This window comes from Mycobacterium neumannii (assembly GCF_048452905.1).
Taxonomy (GTDB): domain Bacteria; phylum Actinomycetota; class Actinomycetes; order Mycobacteriales; family Mycobacteriaceae; genus Mycobacterium; species Mycobacterium neumannii_B.
Genome location: NZ_JBCGVF010000001.1, coordinates 462,903 through 477,034, shown reverse-complemented (window position 1 = coordinate 477,034; position 14,132 = coordinate 462,903). Strand labels below are relative to the sequence as shown.

Here is a 14,132-nt window from a genome sequence, read left to right as displayed (position 1 = left end):
ACGTTTGACAAGTGAAAAGACGGGTATCACCCTCGGCGTGAGGATGATTGGGTCGCTGCTGGCGCGCCATCCGGGTCTTTACGACGTGCTCGATGCCTTCATCGAGCTCGGCTACCAGCGTTGGCCGTTCGGTCGCAACGGATCCGGGGCGCCGCGTTGAGCCACCACAACCTGTGGGCTCAACAATCCGCCGCGTAGCTCGACCGCGATCGCGGGGTCGGCATACGCGGCCAATGCCCGCAGGGCCGACGGACTGTAGGAGCGCAGCGAGCTGATCACGCCGTCGTGTACGAACGGCAGCAATGGAACGAAAGGCAGCATGGTCGCCAGGCGGACCAGATGCAGCGGCGACGGCGGTCGCGGCAGGTCGATGACGACCAGCTTGCCTGCCACCCGGGTGCCTTCCGAGATCGCCCGCGCGGCCGCAGCAGGCGGCAGGTGATGAAACGACAGCGCGAATACCGCGAGGTCGAACGAGGCGTCGGGGGCGTCGATCGCCGTGGCATCCATTTCATGAACGGTCACGCGGGGGTTCTCCCCGAGGTCGCAGGCCGCCATCGCCGCCACGTTCGCCGCGTCCACGTCGGTGACGGTCAATCGGGCCGAGGGGTGCCAGTCGAGCAGCGTGCGCGACAGCGCGCCGTGGCCCGCGCCGAGTTCGAGGATCTTCGGGTCCGCGACGTTCTCGACCTCCGCGAGCGCGATCTCGGCGAACCGCTCGGTGCTGCCGAACCATCCTCCGGTCCACTCGAGCGCGCGGATGACGCTACGCTTGCGCGCGGCATCGACCGGCACGTCGGAGTCGCGGTCCAGATACTCGAGCCGATCGGTCTGTAACAGGCGGTCCAGGCATGATGCGTCGGGCCCACCGCGCGGCATGCGGTCGATCTTGGATGCGCTCAGCGTTCCAGCTTCAATCCCGGCGGGCTTTTCGGCCATGTAGTCCATGATGGACGACGGACCGCAGCAAGAGGGGAGTGCGAGTTGGCCGGAAACGCCGAGTTCATTGCCGCGATCGATCAGGGCACCACAAGTACCAGATGCATCATCTTCGACCACGGCGGCGTCGAGATCGGTCGCCATCAGCTCGAGCACGATCAGATCCTGCCGAAAGCCGGGTGGGTCGAGCACAATCCCGTCGAGATCTGGGAGCGCACCGCGGCCGTCATCATGTCCGCGCTCAACAAGACGAAACTGTCGGCGACCGACCTTGCCGCGCTCGGCATCACCAACCAGCGCGAGACGGCGCTGGTGTGGAACAAGCGGACCGGCAGACCGTATTACAACGCGATCGTGTGGCAGGACACCCGCACCGACCGCATCGCCTCGGCACTGGACCGCGACGGTCGCGGTGACGTGATCCGCCGCAAGGCCGGCCTGCCGCCCGCGACCTACTTCTCGGCCGGCAAGGTCCAATGGATTCTGGAGAACGTCGATGGCGTACGGCGCGACGCCGAGAACGGCGACGCGCTGTTCGGGACTCCGGACTCGTGGGTGTTGTGGAACCTGACCGGAGGGACCCGCGGCGGGGTGCACGTCACCGACGTCACCAACGCCAGCCGCACCATGCTGATGAACCTGGAAACGCTCGACTGGGACGACGAGTTGTTGTCGTTCTTCGACATACCGCGACAGATGCTGCCCGAGATCAAGCCGTCGTCCTGCCCGGAGTCCTACGGCATCACCCGCGACGACGGGCCCCTTGCCGGCCAGGTGCCGCTGACCGGAGCGCTCGGTGACCAGCAGGCGGCCATGGTCGGGCAGGTGTGCCTGAGTGCGGGGGAGGCCAAGAACACCTACGGCACAGGCAATTTCCTGCTTCTCAACACCGGCGAGAAGATCTTCCGGTCGGAGAACGGGCTGTTGACCACGGTGTGCTACCAGTTCGGCGACGCGAAACCCGTTTACGCCCTGGAGGGTTCGATCGCGGTCACCGGTTCGGCTGTGCAGTGGCTGCGTGATCAGCTCGGCATCATCAGCGGCGCGGCGCAGAGCGAGTCTCTAGCGCGCCAGGTCGACGACAACGGGGGCGTCTACTTCGTTCCGGCGTTCTCCGGACTCTTTGCGCCGTACTGGCGTTCGGATGCCCGCGGTGCGATCGTCGGGCTGTCGCGGTACAACACGAACGCGCACCTGGCGCGCGCGACGCTGGAGGCGATCTGCTACCAGAGCCGTGACGTCGTCGACGCGATGGAAGCCGATTCCGGTGTGCACATGGAGCTTCTCAAGGTCGACGGCGGTATCACGGCCAACGACCTGTGCATGCAGATCCAGGCCGACGTGCTCGGTGTCGACGTGGTCAAGCCCGTCGTCGCCGAGACCACAGCGTTGGGCGCGGCCTATGCCGCCGGGCTGGCGGTCGGGTTCTGGGAGAACGCGGACGACCTGCGCGCCAACTGGCAGGAAGGCAAGCGCTGGACGCCGTCATGGAGCGACGAGCAGCGCGAATCCGGTTATGCCGGTTGGCAGAAGGCGGTTCAGCGCACGCTGGACTGGGTCGACGTCGATTAGCCGGCCGCATCGAGGTCGCGTTTGGTTTCGCCGTGGAGTTCGATGCCGGCGACCGCCGTGTTCTCCTCGAGATGGGCCACCGACGACGTGCCGGGGATCAGCAGCACGTTCGGAGCCACCGACAGCGTCCACGCCAGAACGATCTGCGCCGGTGTGCGCCCGAGCTTTTCGGCCTCCCGCTTGACCGCGGGATGCCCGAGCACCGGGTTGTCGGCGACGAAGCCCGAGCCCAGCGGGAAAAACGGCACGAACGCGATGCCGCGCTCGATACACGCGTCGAGCACCGGCTGCGAACTGCGGTCAATGAGGTTGTAGGCGTTCTGCACGCAGACGATCTCGGTGCGGTCCAGCGCGACCTGCAAATGCTCGGCACTGATGCTGCTCAGCCCGATGCCGCCGATCAGTCCCTCGTCGCGGGCATTGATCATCGCGGTGAGCTGACGGTCGAACAGTTCTGAGTTTTCGACACGGACCGGCGTGCTGATGCCGTCGTCGGCGAAGACGCGCAGGTTCACCGCGGCCAGGCGGTCGGTGTCGAGCGTGGTGAGGTTCTCCTCGAGTTGCCTGCGGAGGTCGTCGGGGTCCTGGGCCGGCAGCCACTCGCCGTTGGGCCCGCGTACGCCGCCGACCTTGCTGACCAGGGCCAGGTCGGCGGGGTAAGGGTGCAGCGCCTCGCGGATCAGTTCGTTCGCGACGTTCGGACCGTAGATCTGCGCGGTGTCGATGTGGTTGATGCCGAGCTCGACCACCCGCCGCAGCACGGCCAGGGCCTGCTCACGATCGTGCGGAGGACCGAAGACACCCGGACCCGGCAGTTGCATCGCGCCGAAGCCGACGCGTCCGACGTGGCTTGAGCCCAACGGGAAGGTTTGCATACACCATCCGTACACCCTCCCCGCCGGGCTTATTCCGGCAAGGCGACTCTTCGGACCAGTCGTTCTAGCGGGTGTGTTCGTCGATCTGCCCGATCACCGAACGGGCCCACTCCGCGTGCATCGTGTGCAATCGCAGCCCGTAGTCCAGGGCCGCCAGCCCGAAGTCCGGCCCCTCACCGACGCTCCAGTCGATCGAGTCGCGCAACGCTTCGAGCCGCTTGACCTCGGCGTCGGCACGCTCGGCCATCTCCGTCAGTTGCGCACGCGCCTGCTCGCGGGGGACTTCGCCGAGCAGGAACACCCGCAAAAGGCTCGTGCTGCGAAACGGCGGATCGTCCTGCGGGTTGCTGATCCACCGCAGCAGTTCGGCTCGCCCCGCGTCGGTGATCTGGTATTCCTTGCGTCCCCGCGGGCCGATCGCGGAGACCTCGATCAACCCGGCATCGGCGAGCTTGTTCAGCTCGCCGTAGAGCTGGCTCTGGGTGGCGGGCCAGACATTGGCCAGCGATTCCTCGAAGAGCTTCAGCAGGTCGTATCCGCTGCCCGGCTTCTCGGCGAGCAGTCCCAGCGCGGCGATTCGCAGACTCACCGCGCAATCGTACATCCACTATTGACATGTCATTATCGACATGTCAGTGTGGCCCTATCGCAGCACGTAAGGAGATCCCATGACCGAGACGACGGAATCCGCGCTCTTCGGCGGCGGGGGCGAATTCTTCAGGCGCGGCAACTATGCGCCCATCGCGGACGAACTGACCGAGTACGACCTGCCCGTGGAGGGCGCCATCCCGGTCGAACTCGACGGCTGGTATCTGCGCAACGGGCCCAACCCGCGCCAAGCCGCCGCGCACTGGTTCACCGGCGACGGCATGATCCACGGCGTCCGCATCGAGGACGGCCGCGCCAAGTGGTACCGCAACCGCTGGGTGCGCACCGACAGCTTCATCGAGGACTTCGGACTTTACAACGCCGACGGCACCCGCAATCTGCGCTCGAGCGTGGCCAACACCCACGTCGTCAACCACGCGGGCAGAACGCTGGCGCTCGTGGAATCGTCGCTGCCCTACGAGATCACCAACGATTTGGAGACGGTCGGAGCGTACGATTTCGGCGGCAAGCTGCTGGACTCCATGACCGCTCACCCCAAGATCTGCCCGCGGACCGGCGAACTGCACTTCTTCGGATACGGCAACATCTTTGCCCCGCACGTCACCTACCACCGCGCCGATGCCGACGGCGAACTGACCGTCAACCGGCCGCTCGAGGTGCCGGCCCTGACGATGATGCACGACTTCGCCCTGACCGCTTCTCACGTGGTGTTCATGGATCTGCCGATCGTGTTCGACTTCGACATCGCGATGAAGGGCAACGACGAGATGCCCTACCGCTGGAACGACGACTACGGCGCCCGCGTCGGGGTCCTGCGCCGCGACGACCCCTTCGGCGAGGTGCGGTGGTTCGACATCGACCCGTGCTACGTCTTCCACGTCGCCAACGCCTACGACGATGGGAACTCCATTGTGCTGCAAGCGGCACGATATCCCGAGTTGTGGCGTGGCACCGATGGTTTCGAGGCTGACGCTGTGTTGTGGACATGGACGATCGACCTGTCGACCGGCACCGTCACCGAGCGCCAACTCGACGACCGCGCGGTCGAGTTCCCGCGCATCGACGACCGTCTGGCGACACTGCCCGCGCGCTACACGGTGGTCGTCGGCGACGGTTGTCTGCTGCGCTATGACCTGACCACGGGCGACGCAGTCGAGCACGCATTCGGGGCCGCCGGTGCGCGCGGCGGTCCGGGTGAGGCGGTGTTCGTTCCGTCGTCATCGGGTGCCGCCGACGAGAGCAGCGGCTGGTACCTCGGATATGTATACGATGCTGCGCGCGACGGCAGCGATCTCGTCATCATCGACGCCGCCGACTTCGCCGGTCCGCCGGTCGCGAGAATCGCGCTACCGCAACGTGTTCCCTACGGCTTCCACGGTAACTGGATCGCCGGCTGACTCGCACGGACTCCCTCAGCCCGGTGGTGCGAAGCCGCCGGGGTCGGATGGCGCCGAATACCGCTGAGGCGGTGATGAATACCCGCCCGGCGACGGTGGGGGTCCCGGCCATGGCGGCGGCGCAGGCATCACCTGCAGGCGAGCCAGCTCGCGGCGGTGACGTTCGGCCAGTACCGCGGCGAGCACCAGGTGCGGCGGTGTCCCCGGAGGCGGGGGCGGGGAGATCTGTGCGACGACGCCTGCGGCGATGCGATACGCCATCTGGTCTCGCACCGTCGGATGCAATTGCGCTGCGCGGCCGAGGAACTGGCGCGCCAGCTCGGCCTGTTCCGACTGCAACCCGGAAAGCTGCAACGACGATGCCCACCACGCCAACTGCGGCGGCATCGGCGGGGGAGGCGACATCCGCGGTGCGCGCTCACTGATGACGATGGTGCCCGCGAAGATATCACCGAGCCGCTTTCCTTTGGCCGACAACAGGCTGCTGATCACCGCCGGACCACCGGCCAGCATCCAGATCTCGATCACGCCGGACAGCGCGCGGAAGAACGCCTGGCGGAACCGTTCTGGACCGCCGTCTTCGGACACCACTCGAAGGCCCATCGCCATCTTGCCCAGCGAACGCCCCCGGGTCGCGGTCTCGAACACGAGCGGATATCCGAGCAGGGCGAGCACGGTGAAGATGATCAGCACGGCCGCCGACAGCGCGGGGTCCAACTGGGTCAGTGTCAGGCTGAAGAGCAGGATGCCGATCAGGTAGAGCAGGAACACCACGGTGATGTCGATCAGTGCGGCGACGGCACGCACCGGGAGCTGGGCGATCTGGACGTCGAGGACCACCGCGTCGCCGGTTACGACGGGTTCCTGCTGCCAGACCATAAGCGTCAACGCTACTAGGATTCACCGCGTGGATGTCGACGCGTTCGTGCTCGCGCACCGTCCGACATGGGACCGGCTCGAGCGCCTGATCAAGCGGCGTCGAGAGCTCACCGGTCCCGAGGTCGACGAGCTGGTCGATCTCTACCAGCGCGTGTCGACGCATCTGTCGATCGTGCGCACCGCGAATGCGGACCCGGTGATCGTCGGCCGGCTTTCGGGGCTAGTCGCGCAGGCGCGGGCCGCGGTGACGGGCGCCCACGCCCCGCTGTGGCGTGAGTTCCTGCGGTTCTGGACCGTGTCGTTTCCCGTCGTCGCCTATCGGTCGCGGTGGTGGTGGCTCAGCACGGCCTTCGCGTTCTTCGCGGTGGCCGCCCTGATCGCGGTGTGGGTTTCGGGCAGTCCCGAAGTGCGGGCCATGATCGGAACGGCAGACGAGATCGACCAGATGGTCAACAACGACTTCGCGGCGTATTACAGCGAGCACCCGGCAGGCTCGTTCGCATTGCAGGTTTGGGTGAACAACGCGTGGATTGCGTTGCAATGCCTGGGTTTTGCGATCCTGCTCGGCATTCCGATTCCCTACGTGGTGTTCCAGAACGCCGCCAACCTCGGTGTGGCGGCGGGACTGATGTTCGGTGCGGGCAAAGGCGACATCTTCCTCGGCCTGATCACGCCGCACGGACTGCTCGAACTGACCGCGGTGTTCCTGGCTGCCGGGGCGGGTATGCGGCTGGGCTGGAATGTGATCTCACCGGGTAACCGGCCGCGCGGACAGGTGCTCGCCGAGCAGGGGCGTGCGATCGGCGCGGTGGCAGGCGGGCTGGTGGCGGTCCTGCTGATCTCGGGCCTCATCGAGGCACTCGTAACGCCGTCGCCGTTGCCCACGGCCGCGCGCATCGCCATCGGCGTGGCCGCCGAGATCGCTTTCCTGGCCTACATCTTCTACTTCGGGCGCAAGGCCGAGCGGGCCGGTGAGACCGGAGACGTCGAGGACGCTCCCGACGTCGTCCCGGTGGGCTAGAGCCGGCCGGTGGCCTTCAGAGCCAGGTAATGGTCGGCCAAGGCGGGCGCCAGCTCCTCGGGTGCGGCGTCGACCACATCGACGCCACGGCGTCGCAGCCGAGACGCGATGGCACGCCGCTCGTTGCGCGCCCGTTCGGCCGCTGCGGCGTCATACACCTGCGGGGCGTCGGCGCGGCCTGCGGCAAGCGCCTCGACCCGGGGGTCGGCCACCGCGGCGACGAGCACCGCGTGCTTGGCCGTCAGCTGCGGCAGTACGGTCATCAGGCCCTCGTCGAGCGCTGACGCGTTGAGGTCGGTCAGCAGCACCACCAGCGCGTGCCTGCGGACGCGGCGCAGCACTGCGGCGACCATCGCGCCCGCATCGGATTCGATCAGCGCCGGCTCGATCGGGGCCATCGCCGCGACCAGCTGAGCGAGCAGCTCGGTACGCGAGGCGTTGAACACCGCGGCCCTGGTGACCCGGTCGTGGGCCAGGAAGTCGACGTGGTCGCCTGCCCGCGAGGCCAGCGCGGCCAGCAGCAGCGCGGCGTCCATCGACCAGTCCAGCCGCGGCCACCCCGACGGATCGTTCGAGGTGGGATCGACGCCGACGCGGCCCGCCGACGTGCGAGAGGTGTCGAGCACGATCACCACGCGCTGGTCCCGTTCCGGGCGCCACGTTCTGACCACCACGTCGGCGCGGCGGGCGGAGGCGCGCCAGTCGATCGACCTGACGTCGTCGCCGATCACGTATTCGCGCAGCGAGTCGAACTCGGTGCCCTGCCCGCGAATCAGGACCGGTGTATTGCCTTCCAGCTCACGGAGTTTGGCCAGCCGTGAGGGTAGGTGCTTGCGCGACAGGAACGGCGGCAGAATCCGGATCCGCCACAGCGCCCGGTGCGAGCTCTGCCGTCCGGCCAGCCCGAGCGGCCCGGTCGCGCGGACCGTGACCAACGACGATTCCTGGTCGCCTCGGCGCACCGGCCGCAGCGTCGTTTCGAATCGAAGTTGTTGACCCGCAGCCAGGTTCACCGGATAGAGACGGGGGTGGGCCCGCGCGCTCGGCGGCCACGCGTCGCGCACGACGCCCTTGATGCGCCGTCTGCCGGAGTTATGGGTGTGCAGAACGGCCGTGACGTCTTGGCCAAGCCGGGCGGTGGTGTCGCCGGACCGGGTGAACCGCACGCGGCGGGTGTCGCCCGCCAGCGCGGCGTCGAACGCGATCAGTACGACGAGCGCACCGAGCAGGATGGCGAACGTGGACGCGGGCCGGGGAGAGACCGCGATCGGCAGGACGCACACCAGTGCGACCAGCGCGGAGCGTCCGGTGAGGATCACTAGCGCGGCACCGGTACTGCCGCGAGGGTCCCGTCGAGCACGCCGTCGGGTGTGACGCCCTCCAACTCCGCTTCCGGCCGCAGTTGGATGCGGTGACGCAGGGTGGAACGGGCCATCGCCTTCACGTCGTCGGGGGTGACGTAGTTGCGACCCGACAGCCACGCCCACGACCTGGCCGTCGCCAACAGAGCGGTCGCCCCGCGCGGTGACACCCCCAACTGCAGCGACGGAGAATGCCTTGTCGCGGTGCAGATGTCGACGATGTAGCCGAGCACCTCGTCGGCGACCAGCACTTCGCGCACGGCGGCCCGCCCAGCCGCCAGCTCCACCGCTCCGGCGACGGGCCGAACGTGGGACAGGTCCCTAGGGTCGAAGCCGTGCGCGTGTCGATTCAGGATCGCGACCTCCTGCTCGCGCGTCGGCAGCGGCACGTTGAGCTTGAGCAGGAAGCGGTCCAGCTGTGCCTCGGGCAGTTGGTAGGTGCCCTCGTACTCGATCGGGTTCTGGGTGGCGGCAACGATGAACGGATCCGGCAGGGGACGGGCTTCGCCCTCCACGCTGACTTGGCGTTCTTCCATGGCCTCCAGCAGCGCGGCCTGCGTCTTGGGTGGTGTCCGGTTGATCTCGTCGGCCAGCAGCAGGTTGGTGAACACGGGACCGGACCGGAACTCGAACTCCGCGGTGCGCGCGTCGTAGACCAGTGAGCCGGTGACATCACCGGGCATCAGATCGGGCGTGAACTGCAGGCGTTTGAAGTCCAGCTGCAGCGCCGAGGCCAGTGTGCGCACCAGCAGCGTCTTGGCCACACCGGGAACCCCCTCGAGGAGAACGTGACCGCGGCACAGCAGCGCGATCACCAGTCCGCTGACGACGGCGTCCTGTCCGACGACCGCCTTGGCTATCTCGGCGCGCAGCGCCAGCAATGCGGTTCGCGCGGAATCGTTTCCGCCTGACTGAGTCACGAGCGTGCGGCCTGCCTTTCGATGTTGTCGAGTTCGCGTGCGAGGTTGACCAGTTCGACGTCGTCGCCGGGCGGCGTGCCGAACAAGGTGTGCGCGACCGCCTGGGGATGGACACCGCTGTGTGCGGCCACCGCTTGGACCACCGCGGCCGGATCGGGATTGATGCCAAGGCCGAGGCGGGGCTGCATGCGCTGCAGCGCGGCCGTGCGCAACGCGTCTGCCGCACTGTCGCGGGCACGACGCGAGCGGTAGAGGCGGCCGCGCCCCTCCACGGTCTCGGAGGCTCGCACGACCACGGGCAGGCGTTCGGCGACCAGCGGACCGATGCGGCGGCCCTTCCAGAGCGCGAGCAGCACTACCACTGCGACCAGTTGCCACAGGATCCAGCCCACGTGTTCGGGTGCGAGGTCGAACAGGCTTGCAGCGCCGTCGGATTCGCCCTCGGTGAACTGTGGCGCATACCAGATCATCCGCGGATTTGTGCCTGCGAGGTTCATCGCGAGTGCCGCGTTGCCCGCCTTGGGCAGGCCGCGGTTCGTCATGAACCCGGAATCGCCGACCAGCGTGATGTCCCGGCCGTCGGCGGTGTAGCGGACCAGCGCGCCTTCGTAACAGCGCGTCAGGTCAATGCCCTCGCCGGCGGCCTCGTAGGCGTCGCTCACGCTGAACTGCACGGCCCCGGCGCGGGTGGCCTCACGAAGGTCGCAGTCAGGGCGCTCGCCGCCGCCGAACGTGGTGGCTCCGCTCAGCTTCACCTCGGGCGCCAGTGCCTCGCGAGTGCGTGAATTGGGCTGCACCAGCAGGCGATCACCCGGTAGAGCCGCAAGACGCTGGAGCACTCCCTGGTCGACGAGGTGATAGGTCTGTACCACGACCAGCAGGGTGTCGGGCCGCGCAGCCGCCTCCACCGCGGCCGCGTCGGGCGCTTCGACGACGTCGACCCCGTTTTCGGCCAGCAACGTCATCACGGCCCGCGCCCCGTCCGGCCCGGTGGAGTTCGGGTCCATCCATCCCCCGGGACGAGGTGCGGTCAGATAGGCGCTGAGAACGGCGAATGCGACGATGACGGCCAACCCCAGCACGATCCAGCGCGCTCCGCGCCATCGTGTGCGCAGCGTCGGCTCCACGGCGGTGTCGGTGGTCATCGGATCTCGGCCCACCCGTCAGACGCGGCGGGGGTGACAGTGGTCGAGGCTGCCACCGAAGCCCGCGACCTCACATGGTCGTCGAGATCGGCGACCAGCCGATAAGCCTTCTCGGTGCCCGGCATCTCGCCATAGGTGACGTCATTGAATACCGATGCCGCGGTGGATAGTTCGTCGCCCAGATGCGGAAGCCTGCGGCCCGCGTCACGAGCGAGCTCGGTGGCGGTGCGGCCGGGGACCGGGTCGAGCACACCGATCTCCTCCAATTGTCGGGCGACGGCCCGCAGCCGGTGCCGGATCGCCGCGGCCCAGTCCGCTGCCGTTGCGCACTGTTCGGCGGTCGCCCGATGCTGTGCTGCCGTCATATCGTGCTCGCCGAACAACGCCTCGGCGTGCCCGCGGCCCGTTCGCATGGCCCGTCGCCCGATCCGGATCGCCAGAACCACCCCGACGGCCACCAGGATCAGCAGGACGGTGATCGTCACCCAGCCGCCCGGTATCGATGAGCCCTCCGCGGCCAGCCGGTAGATCAGGTCGTCGACCCATTCGCTGATCCGGTCGGTCAGGGAAGGCTTGGGGTAGATCGGTTTTGCCAGCTCGCGCTGCGCCGCCTCGTGCGCGGCATCGCTGTCGATGTCTATCGTCGGCACGTCAGTTCTGGCGGGTCAGCCACAGGTGGTCGGTGGAGTCGGACGGGGCGGTGGGACCGTACCCGGCGCCGGTCTGCAACACCAGATCGAAGGCCTCTCTGCGGATGCGGCCATCGGTGTACTGCAGCGCCACCACACCCGCGCTGAAAGGTGCGGTGATGATCTGGCCGATCGCGCCTCCGACGGACACCAGGACCAAGGCGAACAGCGCGGCCGTCGTGGTCGTGGCCGCCATCAGGATTATCTGTCCGCCGAGGCTGAACGGGAACGCGACAGCCCCGGCGACGAGTTGCGCGACGATCACGGCGAGCAGGCGAATCCCCAACACCCGCCAGAAGTCTCGTTTGATCAAGGCGAACGACCGCTTGACCGCCTCGACGATGCCGAGCCGCTCGAGAACGATGATGACCGGAGTGAACGTGAGCATCGTCCCCAGGTACACCAACGCCCCAATCAACGCCAGTACCAAAGGGATTCCGATGAGCACCGCGGCCGCGCCACCCGCAGCGGCCCCGATTCCGAAGACGATGCCGACCACTGCGGCGATCAACAGCATCGCGCCGAGGACCTCCAGAACGGAGAAGCCGATCAGCGCCCAGAGCCGGCCCCGAAGCCGTTGCCACGCTTGCCCGATGGTGATCGGTGAGCCGAAGACGGCCCTGCCCACGACGACGGTGAGCAGACCACTCAGCAGGATCGCGGCCAACCCGGTCGCGACCGATCCGGCGAGGCTCGACAGCATGGTGCTCACCAGTACGCCCGCCGACACCTCCTCCTCACCGCTGAGCGTGGGGACCAGTTGCCCGCCGACGGCGAGCGGGCCGACGGACAGGATCAGCGCAATCAGCTGGGTGGCGACCACCACGATGGTCGTCAAGCCCAGCGTCGCTTTCGGATTCGCCCGGATGTAAGCGACCGCACCGTTGAAGATGTCCGACAGGGTCAGTGGGCGAAGGGGGATGACACCCGGCTTGAGTGCGGGCGGCCCGTAACCCGGGGGCGGCCCGTAACCCGGTTGGCCATAGCCGGGGCCGTAACCCGGCGGGCCGTACCCCGGAGGTGGCGCATAACCGGGCGGCGGATAACCCGGAGGTGGATAGCCCGGTGGCGGATAGCCCGCAGGTGGATAGCCCGGTGGCGGTGGGCCTGCAAAACCGGACCCGCCGGCGTCGGTGCTCATGGCCACCATCCTGTCGAGGACGGTGCGAATTGACAACGCTGTCGTGCGGTCGTGCTGGTCGAGCGCGGCGTAGCTTTGGCTCATGGGCGAACTCAAGGAACGGTTGCGAAACGACCTGACGGCGGCGATGAAATCGCAGGACAAGCTGCGCACCGCGACGCTGCGGATGCTGCTCGCAGCCATCACCACAGAAGAGGTCGCAGGCAAACAGTCGCGCGAGCTGTCCGACGCCGAGGTGCTCAAGGTGCTTGCCAGGGAATCCAAGAAACGTGGTGAGTCGGCCCAGATCTACACGCAGAACGGGCGCGGTGAGCTCGCGGCCAACGAACACGCCGAAGCGCAGGTCATCGACGAGTACCTGCCGACGCCGTTGACCGAGGCCGAACTGGCCGACGTCGCCGACACCGCGATCGCACAGGTCGCCGAGGAGATCGGTGAGCGGCCCGGCATCAAGCAGATGGGGCTGGTGATGAAGGCCGCGACCGCCATCGCGGGCGATAAGGCCGACGGTGCGCGGCTCTCGGCGGCGGTGAAGGCCAGGCTGTAGCCAGCGAGGCACTCGTTTTCGCCGGCTGGGGCTCGGGTACCCCAGACCCATGACGCGGTTCGGATACACCCTGTTTACAGAGCAGAGCGGGCCAAAAGAACTTGTCCGCTACGCGGTTTCGGCCGAACAGGCGGGCTTCGACTTTGAGGTGTCCTCCGACCACTACTTCCCGTGGCTGTCAGCACAGGGACATGCGCCGTACGCCTGGTCGGTGCTGGGCGCGGTCGCCCACGCCACCGAGCGTGTCGAGCTGTTCACCTACGTCACCTGCCCCACGATGCGCTACCACCCGGCGGTCGTCGCGCAGAAGGCCGCGACGCTGCAGATCCTCGCCGACGGCCGTTTCACGCTGGGGCTGGGCAGCGGTGAGAACCTCAACGAGCACGTCGTCGGCAAGCGCTGGCCGACGGTGGCGCGCCGCCAGGAGATGCTGCGCGAAGCGATCCAGATCATCCGCGAGCTGTTCACCGGTGACCTCGTCGACTGGAAGGGCGAGTACTTCGAGGTCGACTCCGCGCGCCTGTGGGACCTGCCTGACACACCCGTCCAGATCGCCACGGCGGTCTCGGGTGAGCGGTCGGTCGAGACGTTCGCGCCACTGTCCGATCATTTGATCGCGGTCGAACCGAACAAGGATCTCGTCGATGCGTGGCACGATGCCAGGCGCGCCACCGGCCTGCCCGGTGACGTACGCGTCGTCGGGCAGATCCCCGTCTGCTGGGACACCGACAAGGACGCCGCGGTGCGCCGGGCGCACGACCAATTCAGGTGGTTCAGCGGCGGGTGGGCCGTCAACTCCGACCTTCCGACGACCGCCGGCTTCGACGGTGCGACGCAATACGTGCGCCCGGAGGACGTGGCCGAGTCCATCCCCTGCGGGCCCGATCTCGATGCGATCGTCGAAGCGGTCAGCAAGTACTGGGCGGCCGGCTTCACCGACATCGCGCTCGTGCAGATCGGCGACGAGAGCCAAGAGCAGTTCCTCAAGGAAGCGGCAGCGCCGCTGCTGGACAAGCTGCGGACCGCAGCGAATTAAG

At 67.7% G+C, this 14,132-nt stretch carries 14 protein-coding genes; 5 read left to right on the top strand and 9 right to left on the bottom strand.

Features of this window, described 5'->3' with window-relative positions:
• Positions 1-111 precede the first annotated feature (111 nt).
• Positions 112-948, bottom strand: a complete 837-nt coding sequence (locus AAHH99_RS02280) for a class I SAM-dependent methyltransferase (RefSeq protein ID WP_418767212.1) — start codon at positions 946-948, stop codon at positions 112-114.
• A 36-nt stretch (positions 949-984) separates the two neighbouring features.
• On the opposite strand from AAHH99_RS02280, the gene glpK reads away from it, so the two are divergent.
• The gene (glpK, locus tag AAHH99_RS02275; RefSeq protein ID WP_418767211.1) at positions 985-2,511 is read left to right on the top strand and encodes a glycerol kinase GlpK; all 1,527 of its coding nucleotides are present in this window, start codon (positions 985-987) and stop codon (positions 2,509-2,511) included.
• On the opposite strand, the gene AAHH99_RS02270 is transcribed toward glpK, so the two are convergent.
• Positions 2,508-3,386, bottom strand: coding sequence for an oxidoreductase (locus tag AAHH99_RS02270; protein WP_418767210.1), 879 nt, complete (start codon positions 3,384-3,386; stop codon positions 2,508-2,510). The two genes, glpK and AAHH99_RS02270, sit on opposite strands and share 4 nt — an antisense overlap.
• Positions 3,387-3,450: 64 nt before the next feature.
• Complete coding sequence (locus AAHH99_RS02265) at positions 3,451-3,975, bottom strand: PadR family transcriptional regulator (RefSeq protein ID WP_418767209.1); 525 nt, start codon at positions 3,973-3,975, stop codon at positions 3,451-3,453.
• 79 nt (positions 3,976-4,054) lie between these two features.
• Here AAHH99_RS02265 and AAHH99_RS02260 point away from each other — a divergent pair, with 79 nt between their 5' ends.
• A complete protein-coding gene (locus AAHH99_RS02260) occupies positions 4,055-5,392 on the top strand; it encodes a carotenoid oxygenase family protein (protein WP_418767208.1) in 1,338 nt (445 codons plus the stop codon).
• A gap of 15 nt (positions 5,393-5,407) precedes the next feature.
• Here AAHH99_RS02260 and AAHH99_RS02255 read toward each other — a convergent pair whose 3' ends face one another.
• Complete coding sequence (locus tag AAHH99_RS02255; RefSeq protein ID WP_418767207.1) at positions 5,408-6,271, bottom strand: RDD family protein; 864 nt, start codon at positions 6,269-6,271, stop codon at positions 5,408-5,410.
• A 28-nt stretch (positions 6,272-6,299) separates the two neighbouring features.
• On the opposite strand from AAHH99_RS02255, the gene AAHH99_RS02250 reads away from it, so the two are divergent.
• A complete protein-coding gene (locus AAHH99_RS02250; RefSeq protein ID WP_418767206.1) occupies positions 6,300-7,292 on the top strand; it encodes a stage II sporulation protein M in 993 nt (330 codons plus the stop codon).
• Here the strand turns inward: AAHH99_RS02250 and AAHH99_RS02245 are convergent.
• From AAHH99_RS02245 to AAHH99_RS02225, 5 genes are read right to left on the bottom strand one after another with little or no spacing between them, the layout of a single operon-like run.
• Positions 7,289-8,611 carry a DUF58 domain-containing protein gene (locus AAHH99_RS02245; RefSeq protein WP_418767205.1) on the bottom strand — a complete coding sequence of 441 codons (1,323 nt, stop codon included), beginning with the start codon at positions 8,609-8,611 and terminating at the stop codon, positions 7,289-7,291. The two genes, AAHH99_RS02250 and AAHH99_RS02245, sit on opposite strands and share 4 nt — an antisense overlap.
• Positions 8,611-9,573, bottom strand: coding sequence for an AAA family ATPase (locus tag AAHH99_RS02240; RefSeq protein WP_418767204.1), 963 nt, complete (start codon positions 9,571-9,573; stop codon positions 8,611-8,613). Before AAHH99_RS02240 ends, AAHH99_RS02245 begins: the two co-directional genes overlap by 1 nt.
• Positions 9,570-10,718, bottom strand: a complete 1,149-nt coding sequence (locus AAHH99_RS02235) for a DUF4350 domain-containing protein (protein ID WP_418767203.1) — start codon at positions 10,716-10,718, stop codon at positions 9,570-9,572. The genes AAHH99_RS02240 and AAHH99_RS02235 overlap by 4 nt, the downstream gene beginning before the upstream one ends.
• Entirely contained in the window at positions 10,715-11,368 is a 654-nt protein-coding gene (locus AAHH99_RS02230; RefSeq protein ID WP_418767202.1) for a DUF4129 domain-containing protein, read from the bottom strand. The genes AAHH99_RS02235 and AAHH99_RS02230 overlap by 4 nt, the downstream gene beginning before the upstream one ends.
• Position 11,369: 1 nt before the next feature.
• Positions 11,370-12,548 carry a hypothetical protein gene (locus AAHH99_RS02225; protein ID WP_418767573.1) on the bottom strand — a complete coding sequence of 393 codons (1,179 nt, stop codon included), beginning with the start codon at positions 12,546-12,548 and terminating at the stop codon, positions 11,370-11,372.
• A gap of 82 nt (positions 12,549-12,630) precedes the next feature.
• Here AAHH99_RS02225 and AAHH99_RS02220 point away from each other — a divergent pair, with 82 nt between their 5' ends.
• Together AAHH99_RS02220 and AAHH99_RS02215 are read left to right on the top strand one after the other, a co-directional pair.
• Positions 12,631-13,095 (top strand): GatB/YqeY domain-containing protein, encoded by a 465-nt coding sequence (locus AAHH99_RS02220; RefSeq protein ID WP_418767201.1) that lies wholly within the window; start codon positions 12,631-12,633, stop codon positions 13,093-13,095.
• Positions 13,096-13,144: 49 nt separating this feature from the next.
• Positions 13,145-14,131: an LLM class F420-dependent oxidoreductase gene (locus AAHH99_RS02215; RefSeq protein ID WP_418767200.1), complete on the top strand. Its 987-nt coding sequence runs from the start codon at positions 13,145-13,147 to the stop codon at positions 14,129-14,131.
• Position 14,132: the final 1 nt, after the last annotated feature.